24 protein-coding genes are annotated in these 24,516 nt (G+C 53.4%); 17 read left to right on the top strand and 7 right to left on the bottom strand.

The annotated features are described in order from the left end of the window. Positions 1-124 precede the first annotated feature (124 nt). Positions 125-760 (bottom strand): pyridoxamine 5'-phosphate oxidase family protein, encoded by a 636-nt coding sequence (locus JMJ16_RS45330; RefSeq protein ID WP_201392379.1) that lies wholly within the window; start codon positions 758-760, stop codon positions 125-127. 403 nt (positions 761-1,163) lie between these two features. On the opposite strand from JMJ16_RS45330, the gene JMJ16_RS45325 reads away from it, so the two are divergent. Next, positions 1,164-1,460: a hypothetical protein gene (locus tag JMJ16_RS45325; protein WP_201375565.1), complete on the top strand. Its 297-nt coding sequence runs from the start codon at positions 1,164-1,166 to the stop codon at positions 1,458-1,460. A gap of 180 nt (positions 1,461-1,640) precedes the next feature. Here the strand turns inward: JMJ16_RS45325 and JMJ16_RS45320 are convergent, their stop codons facing one another. Next, positions 1,641-1,973 carry a hypothetical protein gene (locus JMJ16_RS45320; RefSeq protein ID WP_201392378.1) on the bottom strand — a complete coding sequence of 111 codons (333 nt, stop codon included), beginning with the start codon at positions 1,971-1,973 and terminating at the stop codon, positions 1,641-1,643. A gap of 760 nt (positions 1,974-2,733) precedes the next feature. On the opposite strand from JMJ16_RS45320, the gene JMJ16_RS45315 reads away from it, so the two are divergent. The 3 genes from JMJ16_RS45315 (at position 2,734) to JMJ16_RS45305 (ending at position 6,017) form a co-directional block, all read left to right on the top strand. Further along, positions 2,734-3,672, top strand: coding sequence for an ABC transporter ATP-binding protein (locus tag JMJ16_RS45315; protein WP_236602009.1), 939 nt, complete (start codon positions 2,734-2,736; stop codon positions 3,670-3,672). Then, positions 3,632-4,420 (top strand): ABC transporter permease, encoded by a 789-nt coding sequence (locus JMJ16_RS45310; RefSeq protein WP_201392374.1) that lies wholly within the window; start codon positions 3,632-3,634, stop codon positions 4,418-4,420. Before JMJ16_RS45315 ends, JMJ16_RS45310 begins: the two co-directional genes overlap by 41 nt. A gap of 418 nt (positions 4,421-4,838) precedes the next feature. Further along, positions 4,839-6,017, top strand: a complete 1,179-nt coding sequence (locus tag JMJ16_RS45305) for a peptidase S8 (RefSeq protein ID WP_201392372.1) — start codon at positions 4,839-4,841, stop codon at positions 6,015-6,017. A gap of 195 nt (positions 6,018-6,212) precedes the next feature. On the opposite strand, the gene JMJ16_RS45300 is transcribed toward JMJ16_RS45305, so the two are convergent. From JMJ16_RS45300 to JMJ16_RS45290, 3 genes are all read right to left on the bottom strand, one after another. Beyond that, a complete protein-coding gene (locus tag JMJ16_RS45300) occupies positions 6,213-7,190 on the bottom strand; it encodes an ABC transporter permease (RefSeq protein ID WP_201392371.1) in 978 nt (325 codons plus the stop codon). 14 nt (positions 7,191-7,204) lie between these two features. After that, entirely contained in the window at positions 7,205-8,191 is a 987-nt protein-coding gene (locus JMJ16_RS45295; RefSeq protein WP_007919456.1) for an ABC transporter permease, read from the bottom strand. A 152-nt stretch (positions 8,192-8,343) separates the two neighbouring features. Next, entirely contained in the window at positions 8,344-10,026 is a 1,683-nt protein-coding gene (locus JMJ16_RS45290) for an ABC transporter substrate-binding protein (RefSeq protein WP_201392370.1), read from the bottom strand. A gap of 349 nt (positions 10,027-10,375) precedes the next feature. On the opposite strand from JMJ16_RS45290, the gene JMJ16_RS45285 reads away from it, so the two are divergent. Beyond that, positions 10,376-11,455: a LacI family DNA-binding transcriptional regulator gene (locus JMJ16_RS45285; protein ID WP_201392369.1), complete on the top strand. Its 1,080-nt coding sequence runs from the start codon at positions 10,376-10,378 to the stop codon at positions 11,453-11,455. Between the two features lie 59 nt (positions 11,456-11,514). Next, positions 11,515-12,171, top strand: coding sequence for a nitroreductase family protein (locus JMJ16_RS45280; RefSeq protein ID WP_201392368.1), 657 nt, complete (start codon positions 11,515-11,517; stop codon positions 12,169-12,171). 53 nt (positions 12,172-12,224) lie between these two features. On the opposite strand, the gene JMJ16_RS45275 is transcribed toward JMJ16_RS45280, so the two are convergent. Beyond that, entirely contained in the window at positions 12,225-12,869 is a 645-nt protein-coding gene (locus JMJ16_RS45275) for a hypothetical protein (protein WP_201392367.1), read from the bottom strand. 193 nt (positions 12,870-13,062) lie between these two features. On the opposite strand from JMJ16_RS45275, the gene cobT reads away from it, so the two are divergent. The 3 genes from cobT (at position 13,063) to JMJ16_RS45260 (ending at position 17,590) form a co-directional block, all read left to right on the top strand. Further along, positions 13,063-14,121 (top strand): nicotinate-nucleotide--dimethylbenzimidazole phosphoribosyltransferase, encoded by a 1,059-nt coding sequence (gene cobT / locus JMJ16_RS45270; protein WP_374229181.1) that lies wholly within the window; start codon positions 13,063-13,065, stop codon positions 14,119-14,121. A 181-nt stretch (positions 14,122-14,302) separates the two neighbouring features. Beyond that, positions 14,303-16,144, top strand: coding sequence for a S8 family serine peptidase (locus tag JMJ16_RS45265; RefSeq protein WP_201392365.1), 1,842 nt, complete (start codon positions 14,303-14,305; stop codon positions 16,142-16,144). Between the two features lie 570 nt (positions 16,145-16,714). After that, positions 16,715-17,590: a metallophosphoesterase gene (locus tag JMJ16_RS45260; RefSeq protein ID WP_201392364.1), complete on the top strand. Its 876-nt coding sequence runs from the start codon at positions 16,715-16,717 to the stop codon at positions 17,588-17,590. A gap of 4 nt (positions 17,591-17,594) precedes the next feature. Here JMJ16_RS45260 and JMJ16_RS45255 read toward each other — a convergent pair whose 3' ends face one another. Beyond that, complete coding sequence (locus JMJ16_RS45255; RefSeq protein ID WP_201392363.1) at positions 17,595-18,431, bottom strand: isocitrate lyase/phosphoenolpyruvate mutase family protein; 837 nt, start codon at positions 18,429-18,431, stop codon at positions 17,595-17,597. Positions 18,432-18,780: 349 nt separating this feature from the next. On the opposite strand from JMJ16_RS45255, the gene JMJ16_RS45250 reads away from it, so the two are divergent. The 8 genes from JMJ16_RS45250 to JMJ16_RS45215 form a co-directional block, all read left to right on the top strand. Next, a complete protein-coding gene (locus JMJ16_RS45250; protein WP_201392362.1) occupies positions 18,781-19,326 on the top strand; it encodes a hypothetical protein in 546 nt (181 codons plus the stop codon). A gap of 156 nt (positions 19,327-19,482) precedes the next feature. Then, complete coding sequence (locus tag JMJ16_RS45245; RefSeq protein ID WP_201392361.1) at positions 19,483-20,106, top strand: RNA polymerase sigma factor; 624 nt, start codon at positions 19,483-19,485, stop codon at positions 20,104-20,106. Further along, positions 20,070-21,176, top strand: coding sequence for a HEAT repeat domain-containing protein (locus tag JMJ16_RS45240; RefSeq protein ID WP_201392360.1), 1,107 nt, complete (start codon positions 20,070-20,072; stop codon positions 21,174-21,176). Before JMJ16_RS45245 ends, JMJ16_RS45240 begins: the two co-directional genes overlap by 37 nt. A 74-nt stretch (positions 21,177-21,250) precedes the next feature. Further along, positions 21,251-21,979 carry a hypothetical protein gene (locus JMJ16_RS45235; protein ID WP_201392359.1) on the top strand — a complete coding sequence of 243 codons (729 nt, stop codon included), beginning with the start codon at positions 21,251-21,253 and terminating at the stop codon, positions 21,977-21,979. A gap of 4 nt (positions 21,980-21,983) precedes the next feature. Next, entirely contained in the window at positions 21,984-22,424 is a 441-nt protein-coding gene (locus JMJ16_RS45230; RefSeq protein WP_201392358.1) for a hypothetical protein, read from the top strand. A 77-nt stretch (positions 22,425-22,501) separates the two neighbouring features. Then, positions 22,502-22,774, top strand: a complete 273-nt coding sequence (locus JMJ16_RS45225) for a hypothetical protein (protein ID WP_201392357.1) — start codon at positions 22,502-22,504, stop codon at positions 22,772-22,774. Between the two features lie 19 nt (positions 22,775-22,793). Continuing rightward, positions 22,794-23,684 (top strand): ABC transporter ATP-binding protein, encoded by an 891-nt coding sequence (locus tag JMJ16_RS45220; RefSeq protein ID WP_201392356.1) that lies wholly within the window; start codon positions 22,794-22,796, stop codon positions 23,682-23,684. A 173-nt stretch (positions 23,685-23,857) separates the two neighbouring features. Further along, the coding region (locus tag JMJ16_RS45215) for an alpha/beta hydrolase (RefSeq protein WP_201392355.1) at positions 23,858-24,516 on the top strand (659 nt) is incomplete at its 3' end.

The following is a 24,516-nucleotide window of genomic DNA, read 5'->3' as shown; positions in this document are numbered from 1 at the left end:
AAATTGCCAAAGAAAGCCAAGTGATCCTTACCAGGGTAATGGTAGCTGTCCAGGAGCGCTTTTACTACAGCCAATCGCACGCAACCTGCCCCATATTGGCTGTAATCCGGCGCTACACATCTTACTAATACAGGCGCTTGCGGTAGCTTTCCTCTAGATAGGCATCCATGTCTGCAACAGAGGTGTTCGCGGGATGAATCTGCTCTACCAGGATTCGTCCCAGGGAGGGAATAACCGAGCGCTCAGGCCAGGTTGTGGGATCCCAGAGGTGTGAGCGTTTGGCCGCTTTGGCGCAGTGCATGAAGCATTCCTCAACCTCAAGCGCAATGGCGGCGAGCGGAAGCTTCCCCTGGGCCTCCATCCCTTCGAGCAGTGCGCGATCACGAATAATCTGCGCGCGCCCATTCACGCGCAGTATCTCCTCAACGCCTGGAATCAGGAAGAGCAGGCCAGCCACCGAGGTCTGGAGAATGTTGCGCAAGGAGTCGAGCCTGCGATTCCCGGGACGCTCAGGAATGAGCAGCGTCTTCTCATCTAACACCTGGACGAAACCGGGAGCATCACCACGCGGTGAGACATCGTAGTGCCCATCAGCGCTCGCCGTACCAAGCAACAGAAAGGGAGAGTGAGCGATAAAATTATGGCAGTGGCTATCCAGCGTGGAGAGCTGTTTGCGCACCACCAGCTCGCTAGGGAAACCTAACAGCTCACGCAGTTCTTCCTCAGAGGTAATGACCTCTTGAAATTGGGACGTGCTCATAAAATAAATACAACCTTTCGCTCTCGTTTTTCCAACCCATCACATAGCATACCACTAGAATGCCTTAGAAATAAAATGAGGGGAGTATTGAGTGCAACCAGAGAAGCGTTGTAGCACGCCACAACGTATACTCTAGTAACAGAGGCTATTCTGTGAGGAGCAGACTCAATGCCAGTGCATCTGTTTTATGCTTGCTTACCAGTGTTTCTCTTGTCTAAGCGTAAAGTATCAGGTTCCTTTGTATCAAGCTGAGAATTATTCGCCTGAGCAAACAGAGAACGGTAAGGCTCCTATCCATACCCGGTAGTGAAGAAAAGCTTACACTCAGGTACAATGAATACTAATAGCTTGCTTTTAGCTACTTGTGGTTCAGCCTTATCAACTGAACAAGAGAGAGAGATTGATGAGTATAGCGATAAAACACATGGATATAGATCAGTTACCAAAGACACCCTCTACATTTGCGAATGTTGTAGAGCAATTCTTGCAAGAATGCTGCATATTGGAAGAGCAGCAAAGCATTGAGGATGCTCAGCTCTTCGCCAATTTCCGCGCATACTACAAACGAGTATGGCAGGGCGAGCCGCATCCAGCGCTGCTTGGCCAATTTCGCGTTGAACTTACACAGCGAGGCTACCACTCCAGCAGCGACAAGCATCCTACCTGGTACGGCCTTACGCTTCGCCCCAAAGATACATAGATAGAACAGGTATCTCGGTTGGAAGTCTCTGAACGCCCCTTTCTAGTTGATGAACATAACAGGGCGCCTCGTGCCTTGCTTCAGCCCCAATCTTCCCTCGCCTCGCCTCTATGCAACTAATCTTTAAGGCAGGGTTTCTCAGCCAATTAACATAACTCTCCCTATGTCATCATTCCCTTATCACTCTTTCTCTGATGTATCCTCTTTCTCTGACTGGGCCTGATTCCAACTACGCAAAAGCTGCACAGTCATTTCTTTCTCTATGCTTGCGCGCTCTTCTTTGCTCGAGAGAGTCCAGTTCATGAGACGGTAAGAGCCTCCAAACGAGATAATAAACGCTGGAAGCGACACCAATACAATCAGGCTTCCAAACAAGAGATCGTGTGTGATAGCGAGTAGAATTCCACAGACAAGAGTCGCTAAACAACTTACCAGGGCAATACCTACAAAAATAAACGTCTCCTTGTTTGGCACCAGGCCTATGTTCCACAGCAGGCGTCGTACTTTCTCCATAGATGGCATCCCTTCATCTATTATAGCCAATAGCAATATATATTAAAACTTATTGTTATATATTGTTTTAACATCTCAGGAAATGCTTTGTCAAGGAATAGCTGTATCTAAGAAGAAAGAAGAACACAGATAAAACTGTCAGCGCTACTTCATAGCTCGTTTAGTATATGATGTGGGGTGGCAATACCTCGGCATTGCCACCCCACATCATATACTTCTGCGAAGCGTCTCAGACGCTAAGTCGTAACTAGAAGAAGAATAAGAGAGCACCAAACAACACGGCAACAGTAAAAGCGATCAAGAAAACATATATAGCATGTTTAGCATTGGAGCCACCATAATTTAAATTTGTCATTCCATACCCCCCAATAAACAACCGATAGGATCAGAAAACCTTCAGGTATCAACACGAACGATAAGAGGAAAAGTATTCAAAGAAACATAATGAATCACTAATACATAGTATGTACTAAACGCTCACGCGCCTCAATGCGCCACTTCATAAATTTTCTGTGAGTTTGCTCACATCACTTCCCATTCTCATCTGCTTCTTGCCTCGGCTCGCTACGCTCGCCTCGGGGGAAGTGGGTGTGGGCGCGAAGGGCTCCATATGTATGAGAGCTGGAAAGCCCTGGTTTCTATACAGCCCCGCTTGACAGTGCGGTTCTCTGCGTGTATCTTCTGGAAAACCCTACGCATTATGCACCGTCAGTCCCGCGTGTAATAATAATGTCGACCATTAAGAATGAAAGTAATATGCATGAGTGATTCAGTATATGTTGTTCATGACCTGGTCAAGCAGTATCCAGGGCAGGAGCAGCCAGCGAATAAGGATATTAACCTGGCGATTGAGCAGGGTGAGATCTTTGGTATTCTGGGCAGCAACGGCGCGGGCAAGACGACGCTGGTACGCCAGATGGTTAACCTGCAACGCAGCACTTCGGGTCAGATCACGCTCTATGGCAGGGATATTTGTCAGCATCCCTATCTCATCGCGCAATATGTTGGCTATATGCCCCAGGATAGCGAGGCCCTCAATAATATGAGTGTGAGCGAGGCCCTCTACTTTACGGCCCATTTGCGCGGAATGAGCCGATCAGATGCACGCCGCGAACGCGACGAGTTGCTCAAGCTCTGGCAGATCGAGGAGTTGCGCGATAAATATAGCCCCAGGCTCTCAGGCGGTCAGAAGCGTATCCTGCGCCTCGCCGTCGCCACCACCGCGCGTCCACCCATTCTGATCCTCGACGAACCCACAAACGATCTCGATCCCCAGAAGCGCAAGCTGGTCTGGGATGTGCTGCGCCACCTGAATAGCGCGTATGGCACGACGATTATCTTTATCACACACGATGCCATCGAGGCCGAGAAGACCGTACAACGCGTGGGCATTATGCGCCAGGGCAGTTTCGTGGCTATGGGTCCCCTGGCTGAGCTTAAGCGCGAGGTTGGCGAGAAGATGCGCCTGGAGCTCTTCTTTCCGGCTGAGTCTCCGCCATCACTGTCAGCACACCTGCAATACAACGAGCTCGCGCCTGGACGCTGGCTCGTGCTCTTAGAGCGCCACGAGGCTGGCGCGGTCATTGATGCCCTTCCCCTGCATACTATTGACGACTTCCACCTGTATTCCGCGACACTGGAGGATATTTACCTGCACTATGTCACAAAACATCCAGCTACCACAAACGCTGCCCAGTGAGCGCCGCGCGCCCTCGCTGCTCACGCAATTCCTCGACGTATTCTTGATTGAGCTGACCAACTGGCGCTGGTCCTGGCGCTCGCTTATCACCCTGGGCATGATCTCACCGTTACTGAGTATTACGGCTCTTGGCACCTTCGCCCGCGATTCTGGCTCGCTCTCGCTGAGCTATGTCCTGGTCGGCAATATTGTCCTGGCTGTCCTCTTCAACAACATGAATAACGTGAACGGGCATGTCTTCTTTATGCGCGAGCATGGAACACTCGACTATTTCGCAACCCTTCCCATCCGGCGCTATATCCTGATTCTGGCCATCCTGGCGGCTTTCCTCCTCCTCTCGCTCCCCTCTCTCCTGGTGACGATCATCGGCGGCACGCTGATCCTGGGCGTACACCTCCAGATCAGTCCCTTGCTGCTCATCGTGCTACCCCTGTGTACACTGCCTTTCTCCGCCATTGGGGCGCTGATAGGTGCTCGCATGCGCACGCCCGAGACCGCTAACGCCTTCAGCTATATCCTGACGCTGGTGCTACTTGCCCTCGGTCCCGTAGTCATTCCACCCGACCACCTCCCGCCCTTTATGATCTTCATTGGGCGCTTTAGCCCGGCAACTTACGCGGCCTCAGCCCTGCGCCAGGTCTTACTGGGACCCATCACCAACCAGCTCCTCATCGATATAGGCGTCATGGCTGGTCTCACCGTCATTGCCTTCTGGTTCGTCAACCGCAAACTGGACTGGAGTGTCTAGCACATACGTGCTCATGCAGTTTATGAGGACTTACGTGTTGTACGTAAGTCCTCATAAACTGCATGACGACTTCTTGCATCTGTTAAAAAAGATTAGAATCAGGTTAATTCCTTTAACACTTTTTACTTGACAATAATCAATATATATTTATACTTCTATCTAAGACACAATTCTTTGTGGTAATGTCGCAATTACTGCATCGAATATCTTGTGCCTTTTCTTAGGAGAGGAAATGTTTGTGCCAGACATGGAAGTCACCTCGCGACTTTTATGTGCCATTTCTTCTAAAGAACCTCTTTGCATTGTGTTTGATGCATTCTTCGCGCGAAAAAGGACGTTTCGCAGGCAAGAAAGCTGCTCGCCCACAGAAAAGCTCTCTTGCTGAAAGAGGAATTCGCATTAGCGAAAGGAAGGCACATTGAAAAGACTTATCAGTCTCTTCAGCATCGCAACCCTACTTTCCTTTATGCTGCTCAGCTTTAGCACCAGTGACGTATTTGCTCAGCAGCACCCATCCAAACTCCGCTACCATAGTGTTTGTGGCATTAAAGTGGTTGACCTCGCGCAATGTAACGCCATCCAGATTGATGCCAACACCAGCGGTGTGAAGCCCAATGCTAGTAGTCCCTCCGGTTACAATCCTGCCGATCTTCAGTCGGCGTACAAGCTGCCATCCGCCAGCGCGGGCAGCGGGCAGACCGTCGCCATCGTCGATGCTTACGACGATCCTAACGCGGAGTCGGACCTGGCCGTCTATCGCTCACATTTTGGTCTCCCCGCCTGTACCACAGCTAATGGCTGCTTCAGGAAGGTCAACCAAACTGGTGGCACCTCGTATCCTCGCGCCAATAGTGGCTGGGCTGAGGAGATCTCCCTCGACCTGGATATGGTCAGCGCCATCTGTCCTAACTGCCACATCCTGCTGGTCGAGGCCAAATCCTCTTCATTCGCCAACCTGGGCACAGCTGTAAACACAGCTATTAGCCTGGGTGCTAATACTGTCAGCAATAGCTACGGTGGCAGCGAGTCCAGTGGCGAATCGTCCTACGCCTCGTACTACAACCATCCCGGCCATATTATCACCGCCAGCTCTGGTGATAGCGGCTATGGCGCACAGGTTCCCGCAGCCTACAACACCGTTGTTGCGGTTGGTGGTACCTCGCTCAGCAAGAGCAGCAATAGCCGTGGCTGGACTGAAACGGCCTGGAACGGCGCAGGCAGCGGATGCAGCGCCTACATCTCCAAGCCAAGCTGGCAGAAAGATACTGGCTGCTCCAGGCGCACCATCGCCGATGTATCGGCGGTTGCCGATCCAAACACTGGCGTCTCAGTCTACGACACCTATGGGAATGTCGGCGGCTGGCTCGTCTTTGGCGGTACCAGCGTTTCTTCGCCCATTATCGCTAGCGTTTATGCTCTGGCCGGTAATGCCAGCACCGTCAACGCCGCTTCTTCTCTCTATAGCAACACCGGCAGCCTCTTTGATGTGACCAGTGGTAGCAATGGCAGCTGCGGCGGTTCCTACCTCTGCACAGCCGGTACTGGTTACGATGGACCCACTGGCCTGGGTACACCCAATGGAACCGGAGCCTTCTAGTTTGTAATTTCTAGCTTATAAACTAGCATTTCTTCTCTTTCAGGCCTTGCCGCGAGGTGGCAAGGCCTTTTCATATGCTCATCTCTAGTGCTTTATCAAAGCATGCTACGCCTCTGCTAAAGACATCACAAAGTTCGGTAGGGATCAGCTTTAGCGCGTCCCTACCGAACTTTGTGTGTTCCCCCAGAAGTCGTGTTATGCCTGCTCAACTGGGATTTGTGCCTCATTGAACTCGGGCGACGTGGCAGACCTCTTGTCGTTCTCTAGCCTCTTCTGTTTTCTTTTGCCTCGCAGGCGTGGATTGGCGATCTCGTCAATGCCAAAGTTGATAAAGGTGAGGCCCGCACCCAGCAGGGCGATACAGAGGCCCGGCGGCAGAAACCACCACCATGCACCCAATAACAGAGCATCATTGTTCCCAGCCCAGTAGAGCATCGTTCCCCAGCTCACAGCCGTGATATCGCCCAGGCCCAGGAACTCCAGACCTGTCTCCGCAAGAATAGCGTAGATAATGGTACCCAGTAGTTGCGCGGCCACAATGGCGATCTCATTAGGCAAGATCTCATAAAAAATAATGCGCCAGTCACTCTCACCACTGGCACGCGCTGATTCTATACACTCACGACTGCGCATCGAGAGCGTCTGGGCACGCAGGACCCGCGCTCCCCAGGACCAGCCAGTAACCGTGAGCACGATAACGATGGTCAATGGCCCTTTATAGGCAATAAAAGCCGCCAGCAGGATCGCCAGGGGCAGAGTAGGAAGCACGAGAAAGATATTCGTGATCATTGAGAGAATTTCATCTACCCAACCACCATAATAGCCTGAGGCCAGCCCAATTACGATAGAAATAAGCATGGTCATAACGCCAATAGCTATGCCCATGAAGACGGAGATACGCGTCCCGACAATCACCTGTGCCAGCACATCCTGTCCTGTCTGGGTTGTTCCCAGCCAGTGGGAGGCTGAAGGCGATGCCAGGCGATCCGGGCTAAAAGCATTGGGATCCTGCGGCACAATGAGAGGTCCCACAATCGCCAGGAGTAAGAAGAAACCCAACACAATCAGGCCAAAACTTACCTTGCGATTCTGCGTCAGAAGGCGCCAGAGGTCACTCAAGCGCAAGCTTCGAGCCGAGGGTCCGGTCGCCGTTTCACTCGTTGTTACCTGCATATACATTTCCCTCTCTAGCTTCTACTTATGCGCACACGTGGGTCGAGCACAACATAGAGCGCATCCGCCATGAGATTCGCCGCCAGCACGGCCACCGTAATTACCAGGAAAATTCCCTGCAAGAGCGCGTAATCCAGGTTATCCACTGCCTGCAAGATGGCAAAGCCAATCCCAGGATAGGAGAAGACAATCTCGGTCAAGAGCGAGCCGCTAACGACAAATCCCAGCGAGAGCGCAAAGGCAGTAATATTGGGTAGAATGGCGTTGCGGGCGGCATAAGAGAACATGACCCGCCAGGGTGAGAGACCTTTGGCCTCCGCCATCAGCACATAGTCCTCAGCCAGCGTCGTAACCATGGCATTACGCATACCCAACAGCCAGCCCGCCAGCGAGCCAATAATAATCGTCAAGGCGGGAAGAACGGCGTACCAGGCCGCACTCAGGATAAAATCGAGGTTCCAGCCTGGATCGGCTACGTCCGAGTCATAGCCGCCATGAATGGGAAACCAGTTCAGCTGAGAGCCAAGCACATAGAGCAGCACCAGTGCTAGCCAGAAATAGGGGATTGCCGAGATAAAAGTAAAGAAGGGCGAGAGTACCACGTCCATCAGCGAGCCACGCCGCCAAACAACGATGATGCCCAGTAATGTACCAATAACAAAGCTGATAACGAGGGCCGTCCCCACCAGGACCAGCGTCCAGGGCAGCTCTTGCATGATCACCTCAGAGACTGGAGTCGGCAGGTAGGTAATGGACGTCCCTAGATTTCCATGCATCAGGTTGTTTATATATTGTCCGTATTGCGACCAGAGCGAGTCATGGTTGACGCCCAAAGAGATCTCCAATGCGTGCTGGGCCTGCGGCGACAACTTACCACGCATGCGTGACATCATAGCGCTGGCTGGATTGCCTGGCGAGAGATGTGGAATGAGAAAATTGAGCGTGACTGATGCCCACAGGGCCAGGATGTAGAAGATAATACGGCGAAGCATATGGCGCATGCCTGCCCCCTTCTAGATGAAAAAATCACCGTATAAAAAGCCTTGTCACATGCAGAGAACACTACCAATAGGGGACCGGGCTGAGCGGCCATCAGCGACCCAACCCGGTATGTAAACGCTATGTTGGTATAGCGTCCATAAGCTCGAAATGCCTACTCAACCGGGTGCAGATTAAGCACAACATACTCGATATCTGGATAGGTGGCCGTGCCAGGGGCCGCATAGGGATGCTGCGCGTCAGGCCAGCCCGTGAACTTCTTAGTACTGTATTGATACCAGTACGGCTCATTGGTCAGGGGAATGCTGGGCAGTTGCTCGACCATGATCTTCTGCAAGGCCTGAATGGCCTGTTTCTGCGCGTTGGGATCGGTCGATGAGGCATATTGATCCAGCAATTTATCCGTATTGGGATCGTTCCAGCGCTCATAGTTCGAGGGTGCGGCCTGGCCATTGGGCGCGCTATTAGTGCTCCTGAGCAAACCATCAAAGATGTAGTAGGGGGTCGGACCGGGATTGGTCCAGAGCATCGCCAGGTCATAGTTGCCCTTCTGCAAGGCATCATAGTATGCATCAAAGGCGATGGTATTGACCGTCACCTTAATGCCGATAGCCTGCAAATCACTCGCTATAAGCTGGCAATCGGTAATCCAATCGGTATAGCCGCTGACGACATTGAGGTTGAAGGTCAGCTTCTTCCCCTGTTTGTCGGCATAAATGCCGTCTCCACCCTTGCTAAAGCCCGCGCTCTCCAATAGCTGTTGCGCCTTCGCGGCATCGACCGAAAAGGACAGCCCATTGTATTCAGGCGCCGTATAGTCTTTATTGGCAGGAAGGATCAGCGTCGGACTGGCGGCAGGTTCATAGCCACTCTCGCCAACCTTATTCAACTGGTCGCGATTGATAGCATCGCTGATCGCCTGGCGCACCGGGAGCTGGTTAAAGGGGTACTTTGTGATGTTCATGAAGAGCATGACCACGTCACTGGAGGGGAACCAGTAATGGTTATGCGCTGGATCGAGCTTGATGTATGTTTTCTCAATATCGGGAATATAGAGGTTGGTCCAGTCGATCTCGCCCTTTTGAAGAGCCAGTTCAGCACTGGTATTGGAGTTATAGGCTGGAATCTTTAGTTCGCTTACCTCAGGTTTACCAGGTTTCCAGAACCTGGAATTCTTGCTCAGAGTCACCAACTGAGGCGTGAAGGATTTCAGCACAAAGGGACCGGTGCCAACGGGATTAGGATCGGCATACTGCGCTGGATCTCCCTTCACAGCGGACCAGACGTGCTTGGGCAGAACGTAAGTCTGGCCACCTAAGTACCAGATAATGGGATAGTAGGGTGCGTTCAAGGTCACTTTCACGGTGCTACTATCGAGTGCGACAACATCTTTGAAGCGAGGCGAGATACCACTGACATCAATCGAGGGGTTCTGCTTGATCAGATTGAGAGTAAATACGACATCATCGCTGGTAAAAGGCTGACCATCCGACCACTTTACATCTTTGCGCAAGTGGAAGGTAATGCTCGTAGCATCGCTGGCAAGGTCATAGCTCTGGGCCAGCCAGGGTTTGATGTCGCCATTGAGGCGATTAAAATACAACAACGTCTCATAGATCATACCCGGTGTGCCGCTGATCACGCTGGATGAGTAAGGGTTGAAGTTCCGTGTGTAATCTCCGCCGGCATTCGCCAGCATCGTCAAGGATGTGCTTTTGTTGCTTTTGCTTGTAGTACTACCACCACAAGCAACAAACAAGAGAGAGAGCAGCATGAGCAGAGAGAGGCATGCCATCGTGGTTCTGCTCTTGCGCGTCAGCAAATTAGTGTGTGCCACCAGACACCTCCTGAAGCGACTGAGAAATACGCTCAGCTAAACAGAGTAGACAAAACGCCAATGAACCTCTTGCGCTATATTAATGATGAAATAACTATGTATCATTTTTACGCTCTTGTCAATATTAACCCTTCTCAAATATAGTAATATACATAGTGCCGTGCTGCTTCCAAAGCCATTTTATTTAAAATATAAAATCTGCTACATTCACTTCTGCTATCCTTAATAAAAATATGTTTTGGACTCAAATAGCAAAACACTATGTTCATGCATTGACTTTGAGGTGAAATTTGCTTATCATACTTTCATGAACTTATTGCGCATCATTTTTGCCGGAAAGTAGGAGAATGTGACAAGCTCAGTAACCGCCAGGGATGTCGCTAAACTGGCTGAAGTGTCCGTGGGGACCGTATCACGGGTCTTCAACAACCACAGCAACGTCAGTGAAGAGATTCGGCAACGTGTCCTCAAGGTAGCGGCCGAACTGGGCTACTACCGGAACACGGGGGGACAGGCAATCTTGCCGCGTATACAAAACAGGATATTGAAAGAGGTAGGCTTTCTCTATTGCTCAAGCATTGAGCCAACGCCTGCCACAATGGACCCCTACTGGGCGCCGATATTTCACGGCGTCGAAAGCGCTTCCCGGCCCTCAAATATTAAAATCACCTACCGCACTATCACCGATATTTACCTCAACCCGGCCCTGCTGACAACTGTTCTGTATGAGATGCGCCTGGGAGGCATCATCCTGGTTGGACAGGCCAACGCTCAGACCATCGCGGCCATTCATGCCACACATACGCCGGTTGTCCAGGTGGACAATTATGTCGCAGATCTGCCCACACCAATTGATACGATCCTTCCCGATAATCTCCAGGGTGCCCGGCTGGCTATGGATCATCTCTTTGAAGGGGGGCACCAGCAAATCGCTTTTATTGGCGGCCCAACACTTCCCGGACCCGCGCCTGCACAACAAATTTACTCCATTCAACAACGCTGGATGTGCTACTGTATGGCCTTCATCGACCGCAAGGTGCCCATCAACTTTGATCTCGTGGAGGCTGGTAATCTTACGATGGAGGGAGGGTACGCGGCCTGCAAACGCTTACTCGAGCGTGAGGTTACCTTCAGTGCGATCTTCTGTGCAGACGATATTACGGCCATTGGCGCGATGAAAGCCCTACGCGAGGCTGGCTGCCGTATACCAGGCGATGTCTCACTGATTGGCTTCGATGACATCGAGCTGGGACAACACGTCACCCCAGCTCTCACAACAATCCGCGTCGATACTACTACGATGGGAACTATCGCCCTACATACGTTAATCGAACGGGCAAATAATCCCGAGGCCCCCTATATAACCCGGCTGATAGGCACAGAACTGGTGATACGAGAATCGGTGACTCCGCCTCAGCACTCACGCTGAACAATGTAGTATGCTATGCAAGAAGGATCCATTTTATTTCTCGTCAGAAGGAGTAGAACATGTCATTACTCGACCTCTCGCCCGACCAGCTACTCACCACCACGCGCTCAGTACGTAAGCGGCTCGACTTCTCACGTCCCATTGAGCCAGAGATTCTGCAAGAATGCCTGGAGATCGCGCTCCAAGCGCCAACTGGCAGCAATATGCAGTCCTGGCACTTCGTTGTGGTAGATGATGCGCAGAAGAAGGCCGCCCTGGCAGAACTTTATCGCCGCAGCTACAAGGACTATCGCCAGGCCACTGCCGCCACGTCAGGTACGGCCTTCGCAAAAAATCCCGAGCGCGGTCGCGTGCAGGAGCGCGTCGGCAACTCGGCGGACTACCTGGCCGAGCATATGCACGAGGTTCCCGTCATGCTCATCCCCTGCTTCCGTGGCCGCACCGAAAACCTGCCGAGCGGCATTCAGGCCAGCATCTGGGGTTCCATCCTGCCCGCCGCCTGGAGCTTTATGCTTGCCGCGCGCGCCCGTGGACTGGGTAGCGCCTGGACCACCCTCCACCTTACCTATGAGAAAGAGGCCGCCGACATCCTCGATATCCCCTACAACAAAATCACGCAGGCCGCACTCTTACCCATCGCCTATACCCTCGGCACCGACTTTAAGCCCGCCCCCCGCGAGCCGCTAAGCAAAATCCTGCACTGGAACCAGTGGTAAGCTCTAGAATATGAGGAAAGAAGCAGCTCTCAGTACATAGGGGCTATATGCCCCTATGTACTGAGAGCTGCTTCTTTCCTCATATTTAATCGCTCGTTGATTATTCTTGCCAGCGCAGTGATGGGCACACGTAGCATTTTGCCGCTGGTGGCTACTACATAGGCGCTTTTGGCTGGCGGGATGCGATAGCGTCTGTAAAGCTCTTCGACCTGGTAGCGCAATTCATGTATCTGTTCCCAGCGGAGCGCGGCCTCTACCTTCTCGCGCCCCCTGAGCAAGAGAAAGCCCTCCGCACAGATATAGGCTCGCTCCTGCTTGACCAGGCGATTGATCACATTCATCAGCAGAACGCCTGCGCTCACAACAAGCAGCGCCCCCAGCACCAGCAGAAATATGTAGCTCCAGTGCGAGCGCGCCCATAACTCCAAATCAATCACACTTCCATCACGCTCAAAAACCGCGTCGAAGCGCCTAAATGGTCCCAGCACGTAGAGACTGCCCTGGTGGTCACCAAAATAGTAGAATAGCAACGGGCTGGTGTATAGGACAAGCTGATACCCGCCATAGAGGGCAGGCAACGCAAATAACAGGCTTAGAAGCGTTCGACGCACGCCTCCGCGCCGGAAGCAAAACTGAGGCGCACCCAGGCGATACTTCTCCGCCAGGCGATAGGCCTCCAATGGCAATGGTCGCACCACTATTGCCTCCTCAAAGGGAACTTTGACACATACACAAATAAGCTCTTGTGTATGCGCATACTATAACATGAAAATGGCTGTATGTGCGCCCTCACTATGCGCTATAATGACACGGTGAAGGAAACATCCAGCTTCTCATTGACAGACACCTGTTTTGTCCTTACGAGGCATGACGAGAGGATTTTCTATGTCTATAGAGCAAATTCAGGAGCGACTCGCGCTGGTGCAGCCGCTCGATAAAGAGGCCATGCAACAGGCTGCGCGGCGTCAGCAGCAGCTTACTAAGCCAGCGGGTAGCCTTGGTCGCCTCGAAGAGATAGCCGTGCGCCTGGCTGGCATTCAGGGTACACCTCTACCACACATCCAGCAGAAGAGCGTGATCGTGATGGCAGGCGACCACGGGGTAACGCGTGAGGGCGTCAGCGCCTATCCCGCCGAGGTGACGCCTCAGATGGTGTTGAACTTTCTCGCTGGGGGCGCGGCCATCAATGCCCTGGCGCGCCAGGCCCAGGCCGAGGTCGTCATTGTCGATATCGGCGTGGCCGCTCCCCTGACACATCCTCAACTTATTTCGCGCAAGGTAGCCCTGGGCAGTGCCAATATGGCCGAGGGACCTGCCCTAACCCGTGAGCAACTATTTGAGGCCATTCAGGTAGGCTTTGAGGTCCTGGATGCCACCGCTGAGAAGGGCTGCGATCTCATCGCGATTGGCGAGATGGGCATCGGTAATACTACCGCCGCCAGTGCTATCAGTGCCACGCTCCTGCGCCAGCCTGTTGATGCCCTCACCGGACATGGCACTGGCATCAGCGCCGAACAGCGCCAGCACAAGGTTCGCGTGCTCGAGCGCGCACTTGAGCTTAACCAGCCTGATCCCAACGATGCTCTGGATGTCCTGACTAAGGTTGGCGGCCTGGAGATCGCGGGCCTTACCGGCGTTATTATTGCCGCCACAGCACGCCGTATTCCCGTCTTGATCGATGGCTTTATCTCTAGCTCGGCCGCTCTTGCCGCCTGCGCGCTCAATCCCGCTATCCGCAACTATCTTTTTGCCGGTCACACCTCAGTTGAACCCGGGCACCGCCTGATCCTTGAGTACCTTCAGCTTCAACCCCTCCTCAATCTAAATATGCGCCTCGGCGAGGGCACGGGCGCGGTGCTCGCCATGCACATCCTCGAGGCCGCGCTCCACACCCATAACGAGATGGCTACCTTCGCCCAGGCTGGCGTCTCCGAAAAAGAAGAGGGATAAGATATTGGTGTAGTTGGCGGGCAGTTGTCCGCCAACTACACCAATATCTTATCAGTGTATTTAAAATGTATAAAGTATTGTGAAACGCAACTATTTCACAACCAGACTGTAACTTCAAGCTATTGCCTGAATAGCACCTTTCGCCAATAATGGGGAGCAATTGGACGAAAGGATCAAAGTAATGCGTATTTTTCGGCATCGCCTGACTCTCCCGGCACTCGTAGCCCTACTTGTGTTTGGAGTGGTCATCGTGTTCGCACCAACCTTTATCTCCCGCGCGGAGTTCCGCCAGAGCGAGGATAATTATATCGTCGTCTTCCAACCCAAACTTCGTATTGATACCCGACAGCTTCTCAATCATGGTCATAAAATTCTGCGTGACATGAGCAAGGCGAATATGCTGGTTGTACGCTCAAGTAACCGGGATGACCTGGCCACGCTACCCGGAGTAAAGAGCATCGCTCGCGACACCTTTACTCTGGCCATGCCAGACGAGAAACCCACCACCTTTACGCGTAACGAGTCTCTATCTAGCACTGACAGCTCAACTACCTCTCAAGGGTGCGCGACCACACAGAAAGCCTGCCCCCTCCAGTGGGACCTGGCCTTCATGAATATTCCCCAGGCCTGGCAGAAAACACAGGGCTCAGCCAAAGTGCGTGTCGCCAATCTCGACACAGGCCTGCTCTCAACTCACGAGGCCGTAGGAATGAACTATGACCGCGATCATAGCCGCTCCTTTGTTGAGGCCTCTTCCTCTTGTAACAAGACCGATGATCCCAGCAGCCTGGAAGACTTCGACGGCCACGGTACCTGGACCGCCACACATATCGCGGGCAAGGATGGTCCTCAGATCAGCGGTATTGCTCCTAACACGACGCTTATCAACATTCGTGTGCTCAACGCCTGCGGCAGCGGCGCGTTAAGCTGGCTGCTCGATGGCATGTATTACGCCAATAGCGTCGGCGCCCAGATCATCAATATGTCGATGGGAACCTACATCTGCGCTGATGGCGTTATCCCCGGCTCCGCTCGCTGTGGCAACCAGGAAGACGTCGGCAACGATGAGGCCATCTGGGATGCCTTCGCACGCATGGTTGACTATCTCAAGCAGAACGGTACCACCGTCATTGCCGCCGCTGGTAATGATCACGTCCAGCTCGACCAGAATGGGCGCGTTATCAGCGCTGGCAGTCTCCCCAGTGGTGATGGTGGGACCACTGCCGACCTGCATGGCACACGCATGGTTCCCGCAGGCATTCCAGGAGTCGTGGCCGTGAGTGCTGTCAATCGCGCTACAGGAACGGGCGATACCAGCACGACCAAATACGGTCAGTATGGCTCCTCAAAACGTGAACAGCTTGCCTACTACAGCAACTATGGGCCTCGCATAGACCTCTCGGCTCCCGGTGGGGCACGCAACTACAATGTTCCCGCAAGCGACTGCATCTCCAAAGAGTGCAGCCGCCTGGAGGCCAGCTCCTCGCTTATTGGTGCCAGCGACAACCCCGGCGTCTTCGGCGCCTATGGAACCGATAGCAATGGGCAGAGTTGCAATAACTGCTATGCCTACCTGCAAGGAACCTCAACAGCCGCGCCCCAGGTGGCTGGTGTAGCCGCGCTGGCCCTGGCGGCCCATCCCGATATGACGCCTACCGAGCTGGTCTCATGGTTACATCAATCGGTGAGCAAGTTCACCGATCCTAACGCGACTCCGCCCCTACCTACAGATGCTAATAGCACTTACTACAACACGACCCTGGACTACAAGGCCTCGCCCATCTCCAATAACGAAATGGGGACCGGTATTATTGATGCCGCCAGCGCCGTCAATACCAGCGATCAATACCAGCCCCAATATCAGCCTCAGAACCAAAGCCAGGATCAATCGCAAAACCAATCCACCAATCAACAGCAGCAGAACCAGGCACCAGATCAGGGGCAGGATACACCTTCTTCGCCCCCGCCAGCAACGCTGCCCCAGGGCCAACTGCCGAACACACCCCAGTCCCAGTTTCCGTGACGAATGTATCATCGGCCCGACGCTACTAAAGTACGCGTCTACATATTATGAGCATAATATGTAGACGCGTACTTTAGTAGCGTCACCCCACTACTGTTCGCGCCAGGCGAGGCCTTCGCGCCATATGAGCAGTTCAAAGGCGTCTGGGCGCTCGCTCCAGTCGTGCACTTCGGTACGTATCGCCTCTAATTCGTCGCTATTTATGCTTCCTGCACTTCTCTCACCCTGCTCTTTTAGGGCTATAAGAATATTTGGGGCTTGCAAGTATCCCACGTAGGTGGCGGCGGATGTTCGTACGCGCTCGGGGTGCCGTTAGCGACATTACAGACAAAAGCCATAGGCTCTGCTATAATACATACATCCCAAATACACAAAAGCGGAAAGCGTATTTCCCCTATCCATCACACCACATCGTTTTCGCTATTCATCACACTGCCAAACTTACTATATGGCCTGCTGAGTCCCCATAGCTGTGATAGAATACGAGGTAAATGTAGATAGAAACGTGATTTAACCTCATATAACCTCTCATCAACGCCTTGAATTTATGTGAAGCGAGTTTTATTTTATATGCATAAACGTCAATTTCTCAAAGTAGCTGGCGGGACTGTCGCTGGCACTGTCCTTCTCGGGACGAGCACCTCCTTCTACAGCACGCATATTGAGCCAGCAAATATAGATTGTACTCAGCTCTCACTCCGCTTACCACGCCTATCTCCCGCCTTCCATGGCTATCGCATCGCTCAGCTCAGTGACATTCACATCGACGATACCTGGATGGATTTTAAGCGTCTGAGCGACATCGTCAAACAGGTGAACGCGCAACATCCCGACCTAATCGTGATCACTGGCGATTTTGTCACGCGCTACTATCCCTGGGCGGCGCGTCCCCTGGCGGCTTTAGGAGACCTCCACGCCCGTGACGGCATCTTCTCCATCTATGGCAACCATGATGCCTGGAGTGGCACAGACTGGCTTGGCGCTCTCATCAAACCGCTTAGCATCAACGATCTCACCAATGAGTTTCACACTATCAAGCGCGAGAATGGCGCGATGCTGCATATCGTTGGCATCGAGGATCTCTGGCCAGATCCCTCATACATCAACTCGGTCTGGGAGTACAGCGATACCATCGCAGACCTGGTCAAGCGCCTTCCTTCGGAGGGGTCCGCCATCCTGCTCGCACATGAGCCAGATTTTGCCGATGTCGCTACTAAAACAGAGCGCTTCGATCTCCAACTCTCCGGCCATACCCATGGTGGGCAGGTGCGTATTCCTCTTGTCGGCACTCCCAGAACGCCGCCCCTGGGACACAAGTACGTCTCCGGTCTCTACTCGGTTGGCTCCATGCTCCAGTACACCAATCGCGGCCTAGGTATGGTCAAGCCCCAGGTACGCTTCGACTGCCGCCCCGAGATCACAATCATAGAGTGCCGGGCCTTGTAGCGATTTAGGAGAAAAGCGCCTTGAACTCCGTGCCTGAGAGAGCCTCGGCATGCAGGCTCTCATAGGTGCCATGCTCAAGCAACTCACGAGCAATGGTGCGCATATGCCCAAGTATTGAGAGCATCAACCTGCCGGCAAGACTAACGCGGGCAACTCCGAGTTGCGCAAGCACTGGAAGTGGGAGATCAGGAGAGCTACCAAGAATGTTAATGGGCCCATTGATGGCCCTGACAAGATCAGCAATCGTGGAGCGCTCAAGGAAGCCAATAGGATAGACACAATCGGCACCCGCTTGCAGATAGGCATTAGCTCTCTGAACGGCATGCTCAAAGCGGCTCTCTGGCTCACCAATGGCGAGTAAGAACACATCGACACGCGCGTTGATGACGAAGGGCACGCCCAGTGAGTTCGCTAATTCACGCAGTGCCTGTATCAATTCAACCTGGTAGGTAATATCGGCCAGCGTGTTTTCCTGGTGCTTGAGCGAATCTTCGATATTGATACCTACAACACCAGTCTCAATCACTGCTTTGACGGTTTGCAGTACCTCGTCAATGGAGTTGCCATACCCCGCCTCAATATCCGCTGTAACTGGGCAATCGACCACACGTGTGATCCGCGCAAGCGCCTCTATCAGCATGTCTCGGCTAATGTGCTGACCATCACTATAGCCCAGGGCAGTGGCAACTCCAGAGCTAGTGGTGGCAATAGCAGGGAAACCTGCCTGCTCAATAATTCGCGCACTCGCAGCATCCCAGACGTTTGGCAAGACCAGCAGAGGCGCATCGTGATGCAACTGGCGAAATTGCGCCGCTCTCTCTTGTTGTTTCTGATAATTCATAGATAGAACTCCCTCTATGCTATCGCACAATATTACAGGCTCTTTTCTCATCACTGTAGAGTAATATTGGCCTTAATACAAGGGCCGATTTTCATAATGCTTATAGGGCCATTATTATGTGAAGCGGCTTCTGCCTCTGCACCTGTTCAATTACGACGTTTTAGTTTTCGCATGAAGCGCTGATGTGATAATATGGAAGACAATAAATATTCTTCCTCAGAAACGCAGGGAAGCCACATCATGCCTTGCGTTTCTCTTTACTTTAAGCCGTTCAATTCGACCTCGTACACTTCCTCAATGCTGCGGAAGGATCATTAGCATATCTCTATCTACAGAAGGGGGATCTCTAGTGCAAGAGGCTGTGATATCGCCGCTTCCCACCTGGCAAAACTTTTACGTCATCGTCGGTTCCTCTGCTGCCGCGCTGACTGGACTGATGTTCATAGTCATTACCTTGATCGCAGGGCTTCGGGGTAGAAGATCAGGCGAGGCTATCGCGGCATTTAGCACGCCAAATGTCGTGCATTTCTGTGCTGCACTCTTTATTGCCGCGACAATGACTGCTCCCTGGCAGGTGCTCTGGAGCATGAGCTTCCCGCTTGGTCTCGCCGGTGTGGCAGGGATGATATACATCATAATCATCGTACGACGAACGCGCCGTCAAAACGACTATCAACCAGTTATGGAAGACTGGATCTTCCATACCATCCTACCGCTCGCCGCGTATACAACACTCTTTGTCGCAGCCATAGTGCTACCAACATACCCGGTGCCCACCCTGTTCGTCATCGGCGCGATGACGGTCCTGCTCATCTTCATCGGTATCCACAACGCCTGGGACAACATCACCTATATTGTCCTCACCCAGTTCAACCAATCAGAAGAAGAGAAGTAGCCACTGCGTGGCGCGCATGGATAAGGGGTGTATGGGTGGAAACGGCTTTGCCGTTTCCACCCATACACCCCTTATCCATGCGCAAAAGATGCAACCTTTGTGGGGCTTTCTGGTATCTACCCCATAGATGATGATTTCTTTCTGTGAAGGACGGATATGGAAGAGAGCGAGCAGGAACTACTGGCGCTGTTGGCAAGCGATCTACACGGCAATTTTTTGCGCGTGGTGGAGCATTACCAGCATCGCCTCTATACCTTCGCCCTACGCCTGACGCGCAGCTTTCAGGATGCGGAAGATATTGTGCAGGAGGCTCTGGTGGGCGCGTATGTCTCGTTGGAAAATTATACTCCCGAGCGTATACGCGCACTCAAGCTCCAGGCCTGGCTCTATCGCGTGGTCTTTAACGTCTATAGCCACTCCAGGCGCAATACACAGCTACACCTGGTGCCACTGGCGACGCTTGAGGAGCATCCCGAGCTAAACCCGGCTGACCGCGAGGAGGAACAACCCGAACTGCTTTGCACGACCTGGGAGCAACAACGCGAGCTAGAAGACCTCGTGGCCCGACTACCGGAGCGCTACCGCGTTGCGATTACTTGCTACTACTTCGAACAGCTCAGTTATCGCGAGATTGCCGAGCTGCTCGCTCAACCCATGGGAACCGTGAAATCGACCATCTCAAGGGGGCTACGCCTCTTGCGCGCCAGCATCGATACCCAAGAACAGGAGAGGGAGGAACAGTCATGGAGCCAGAGAACGCCCAGACACAAAAATCCATAAGCAAACCAACGGCATGGCAGTATGCCGCGCCCCCCTCGCTCCTGACAGGTGTCCAGCAACGCCTGAACCAGCGAGAAGCCCTGCTTTCTTCCGATGTAACGAAGCGCCCTGGCGAGCAGGAGTTGCTTGAGGCTCTCCGACACCCGGCGTGGGAGATGCGTAGCGCCGCTGCGAAGGCCCTCGCAAATCATGACACATCCGCCGCTGAGGCCGCGCTTGGCGAGGCTCTGCATGATGAACATCCACTCGTGCGTGTCGCAGTCTTGCGCGCCCTGGCAGCCTTGCGCCCAAACTCTTCGCTTGTGTATGAGTACATTATCCAGGCGCTTCGGGATGACAACGATGAAGTACGCGAGATAGCACTTGTCCTATTCAATAAGCAACCACGCGTAGAAAAGCTACCTGCGGTCTCACCACTGCGGCTCTTCTCCCAGCCCTGGCGCTATGCCTGGGGCCTCTTGTGGGCACAAATTCGCGTTCTTCCCAGGAGTATCTGGGCGAGTTCGGCAACAGTCCTGTTTATGATCCTGGCTTTGCTCCTGTTACGAGGCAACATGGTGCTTATTCAGGACCATGTAACGCGCGACCTGCTGGCGATCAGCATTACTGCCGCCTCTGTGATCAATATGGCTTATGTCTATGGGCGCGCGCACGATCCAGGCCTGGAGTTCGCCCTGGCGACCCCCACTTCGCCACGCTTGATCCTGCTCTGCCGCATGCTGCTGGTAACTGGCTATAATCTCACCCTGGCTGTGGCCTTCTCGGCGCTGCTCGTCCTGCTCAACGGCGGTACACTCTGGAGCATCATTCAGCTCTGGCTTGGTCCCCTGCTGCTGCTGTCGGCGGCCAGCCTGGCCATCTCGATGTTGCTAGGCTCCCTGGTGGCCATTATCACCACCCTGGCCTTTGAGCTGACCCAGATGCTCACAATACAGGTTCATGAGGGCATCCCACATCTAAATATGGCGCTCTCAGATCTCTGGCAAACTCAGCCTGCTGTGCTCCTGATAGCGGCCCTGTTACTCATCTTTGCCTTGCTCTATACACCCAAGAATATGCGTTTCGCCTGATCTCTTAACCTAAAAAGCTTTTAACACAACCTTACTCAAGACAGATTCAACTATATATAGAAATGGAGTTCCCGATGTCTCTTGATCGACTGCGTTATGAATTGAAGCTCATGGGAGGAAGGGTTACACTGACGCCTATTGTGAGCATGCTTAGCTTTGGTTTGTTCTCATTTCTGCTACCCTACAGTGATTTCGTCCCGCGCTTCCTGATGGGTGGGCTGGAGATGATTCTCCCCCTGGCAGCGGGCATTATTACTGTGATGCTTACCAGCTATGACCAGGCTATTGAGATCCAGCTTACGGTGCCTCGCCTCTATCATCTGACCATACTGCGGCGCCTGCTACTGCTGCTTGGCTGGTTTATCCTTGTAGGTTTACTTAGTAGCTTTTTTATCGCCGCGATAAATCTCAGCTGGCTGCATATCAACCTGGGCAGCTTGCCACTGGCACTTAGCTTCCCTCTGGCGCAACTGAGTTGGCTCACGCCCCTGGTCTGGTTCGTCTGTGCGGGCTTCTGCCTGGGTGCACTCCTGCGCAACTGGGTCGCGGGCACAACCATTCTCAGTGCCATCTGGCTGCTGGAGTTCGTCTTTAAAGACTATCTAAGGGCAACAGATTGGCTCCATTCAGTCTTCTTCTTCGCGACATCACTTACTCCCATTCAACAGGTTACTTCGAGCACGTTTGGAGCCTGGCTGACGACACGCTGGCAAATGTGTGCCATCGCGGCGGCGCTCCTCTTCCTCGGCTGGTTGCTCACGCATAATACTGAGGCCGTGTTGAAAAGTTCTAGTGAGGCATAAAACGATGGAACAGCTTACAAGCTTTTTAGGCACCTTCTACTATGAGTTTCGTATGCAGATTCGCCGTCCCGCGCTCTGGATCACGATGGCGATCATCATCTTCCTCATTCTCGCCTCGACGGGTCGCAGCACGTCTCTCGTCTCCTATGCGCAACATATCAATAAGCAGTCTGCGGCCTCGACACTGGTGGTATGGATGGACTTTCTCAGCATCCTGCTCCCCATTGGGGTCGGGCTGATGATGGCAGATCGTCTCTACCGTGACCGCAAGACGCGGGTCGAAGAACTCTTTACCTCTCTACCCAATGCACTGTCTTCGCGCTTGCTTGGTAAATACCTGGGTGGGCTGGGAGCCGCCGCGCTTCCTCTGTTTACCATCTATATGCTCGGTGTTCTGTATATCCTGTTTCAGACTGGCGACTGGCTGGTGCTCCCCAGGCGGTAGCCGTCTTCGCCCTGGTCAGCCTGCCGGGCCTGCTCTTCATTAGCGCGTTCTCGCTAGCCTGCCCACGTGTCATGTGGGTGCCGCTCTACCAGTTTCTCTTCGTTGGCTACTGGTTCTGGGGCAACCTCTTACACGGTCCCAAAATCCCTTCCTTGAGCTCTACCCTGCTCACGCCGATCGGCGATAATCTTAGCCGCGCCTTTTTTCCCGGTAGTGACCGTCTCTTTATCTCGCACGACCCTGTACCTCTAGTAAATGGCTTTATAAGCCTGGGTCTGCTCGTGGGCCTCGCGGCCCTGGTCTTAATCGTCCTTGTAGCGCTCATGAAGTGGCAACAGGCACAGCAATAGTTTGAGGAGAATAATTATCATGCAGATAGAAATTCAGCATCTAACCAAGGTCTATCGCGGAGGCGTACATGCCCTTCAGGATCTAAACCTGACTATCCCCAGCGGGATGTTTGGCCTGCTTGGCCCCAATGGCGCGGGTAAGACCACACTCATGCGCATCCTGGCGGGCATCCTGCCAGCTACGGAGGGCTCAATTCGCATCGGTAGCTATGATGGCACCACTGAACGTGGACGCACTGCCATCAAGCGTGTCTTGGGCTACCTGCCCCAGGACCTGGGGATGTATCCCGATCTCTCGGCCTACGAGTTCCTGGACTATATCGGCATCCTCAAAGGCCTTGACGAGCGCAAGCAACGCCAGCAACGCGTCAACGAGCTGCTAGAGACCGTGGCGCTCAGTGATGTCGCGCGTCGCAAGCTCAAGACCTTCTCCGGCGGCATGAAACGCCGCGTGGGCATCGCGCAGGCCCTGCTCAATGATCCCCAGCTCCTCATCGTCGACGAGCCAACGGCGGGCCTCGATCCCGAAGAGCGCATCCGCTTCCGCAACCTGCTCTCAGACCTGGCAGGCGAGCGCACCGTGCTCCTCTCCACACATATCATTGAGGATATCGCTCAGACCTGCCAGCAACTGGCCCTGATGAAGAACGGCCACGTCCTCTTCCAGGGCACAATCATGAGCATGCTTGAGGAGACACATGGCAAGGTCTGGCAGGTCACCACTCCAGGCCAGAAGCCCGAGGGCAACTTTACCGTTGTCTCGACCCTCAACATGGGCGACAGCGTCCAGTACCGCATTGTGGGCGAGAAGCCCTCCAGCTCCGACGCCATAGCCCTCGATCCCAGCCTGGAAGACAGCTACGTCTGGTTTATGCGTGACTCCCGGCGCACACCTGTTCCCGCCAGGTAGACACTTGTTACTATGGTGATGAGATGTGCTTCCGGGTTGCTTGCAGCAACCCGGAAGCACATCTCATCACCATATAATTTCTGTAGCTTGCTTCACAGTTCTTGTCTATGCTTGCCTGCTATAATCTGATCAGTCGCAAGGATAAGATAAGAGTGTGAAAGAGAGCATCCGCATTGACAAAAGAACATATATATGAGAAGGATACGCAACCCATATCCACCACTATAAAAAGGGCACGCAAGCCCTTTCTCATCTTCAAGATTCTGCTTGGTCTCTGCCTTGTTGTGTTATTTCTGGCCTGGGCGATTATCCCTGCCATCCGGGGCTATACGCTTGTAGAGAATAAGCGTCACTTTGTGCCCCAGGCCACCTCAGCCGGTATTCCAGTACAGGATGTCCAGTTTCAGGCCGTAGATGGGGTGCACCTCTCGGGCTGGTTGGCCCTGGCCTCGCCCAAGGCACCTACGATCATTCTTGTGCATGGCTTTAAGGAGAATCGTATGGGCATGCTGCCCGATGCACGCTTCCTCTACCAGGCTGGCTATAATGTCCTGCTCTATGATAGCCGGGGCTGTGGCGCGAGCGATGGCTGGGAGATTACCCTGGGCGCGCGTGAGCCAGATGATGTACTGGGAGCTGTGCGCTACCTCAAAGGGCGCTCGGACCTGCTGAACAAACATTTTGGTCTGATGGGGAATTCGCTTGGCGCGGGAATTGTCCTATTGGCGGCGGCCCGCGAGCCAGCGATCCTGGCGACGGTGGCCGATAGCTCCTGGATCGATGAACATGCCCAGCTAGACCGTATGTATGATCTCTCGGTCGGACGCCTGAC

This window comes from Ktedonobacter sp. SOSP1-52, assembly GCF_016587395.1.
The sequence above is the reverse complement of the archived record's forward strand: the minus strand, read 5'-3'. Positions and strand labels throughout refer to the sequence as shown.

Excerpts from the sequence above, each read along its gene's own strand:
- JMJ16_RS45330 (WP_201392379.1), bottom strand. The coding sequence starts at position 760 with ATGAGCACGTCCCAATTTCAAGAGGTCATTACCTCTGAGGAAGAACTG.
- JMJ16_RS45325 (WP_201375565.1), top strand. The coding sequence starts at position 1,164 with ATGAGTATAGCGATAAAACACATGGATATAGATCAGTTACCAAAGACA.
- JMJ16_RS45320 (WP_201392378.1), bottom strand. The coding sequence starts at position 1,973 with ATGGAGAAAGTACGACGCCTGCTGTGGAACATAGGCCTGGTGCCAAAC.
- JMJ16_RS45315 (WP_236602009.1), top strand. The coding sequence starts at position 2,734 with ATGAGTGATTCAGTATATGTTGTTCATGACCTGGTCAAGCAGTATCCA.
- JMJ16_RS45310 (WP_201392374.1), top strand. The coding sequence starts at position 3,632 with ATGTCACAAAACATCCAGCTACCACAAACGCTGCCCAGTGAGCGCCGC.
- JMJ16_RS45300 (WP_201392371.1), bottom strand. The coding sequence starts at position 7,190 with ATGCAGGTAACAACGAGTGAAACGGCGACCGGACCCTCGGCTCGAAGC.
- JMJ16_RS45295 (WP_007919456.1), bottom strand. The coding sequence starts at position 8,191 with ATGCGCCATATGCTTCGCCGTATTATCTTCTACATCCTGGCCCTGTGG.
- JMJ16_RS45280 (WP_201392368.1), top strand. The coding sequence starts at position 11,515 with ATGTCATTACTCGACCTCTCGCCCGACCAGCTACTCACCACCACGCGC.
- JMJ16_RS45265 (WP_201392365.1), top strand. The coding sequence starts at position 14,303 with ATGCGTATTTTTCGGCATCGCCTGACTCTCCCGGCACTCGTAGCCCTA.
- JMJ16_RS45260 (WP_201392364.1), top strand. The coding sequence starts at position 16,715 with ATGCATAAACGTCAATTTCTCAAAGTAGCTGGCGGGACTGTCGCTGGC.
- JMJ16_RS45255 (WP_201392363.1), bottom strand. The coding sequence starts at position 18,431 with ATGAATTATCAGAAACAACAAGAGAGAGCGGCGCAATTTCGCCAGTTG.
- JMJ16_RS45245 (WP_201392361.1), top strand. The coding sequence starts at position 19,483 with ATGGAAGAGAGCGAGCAGGAACTACTGGCGCTGTTGGCAAGCGATCTA.
- JMJ16_RS45240 (WP_201392360.1), top strand. The coding sequence starts at position 20,070 with ATGGAGCCAGAGAACGCCCAGACACAAAAATCCATAAGCAAACCAACG.
- JMJ16_RS45235 (WP_201392359.1), top strand. The coding sequence starts at position 21,251 with ATGTCTCTTGATCGACTGCGTTATGAATTGAAGCTCATGGGAGGAAGG.
- JMJ16_RS45230 (WP_201392358.1), top strand. The coding sequence starts at position 21,984 with ATGGAACAGCTTACAAGCTTTTTAGGCACCTTCTACTATGAGTTTCGT.
- JMJ16_RS45220 (WP_201392356.1), top strand. The coding sequence starts at position 22,794 with ATGCAGATAGAAATTCAGCATCTAACCAAGGTCTATCGCGGAGGCGTA.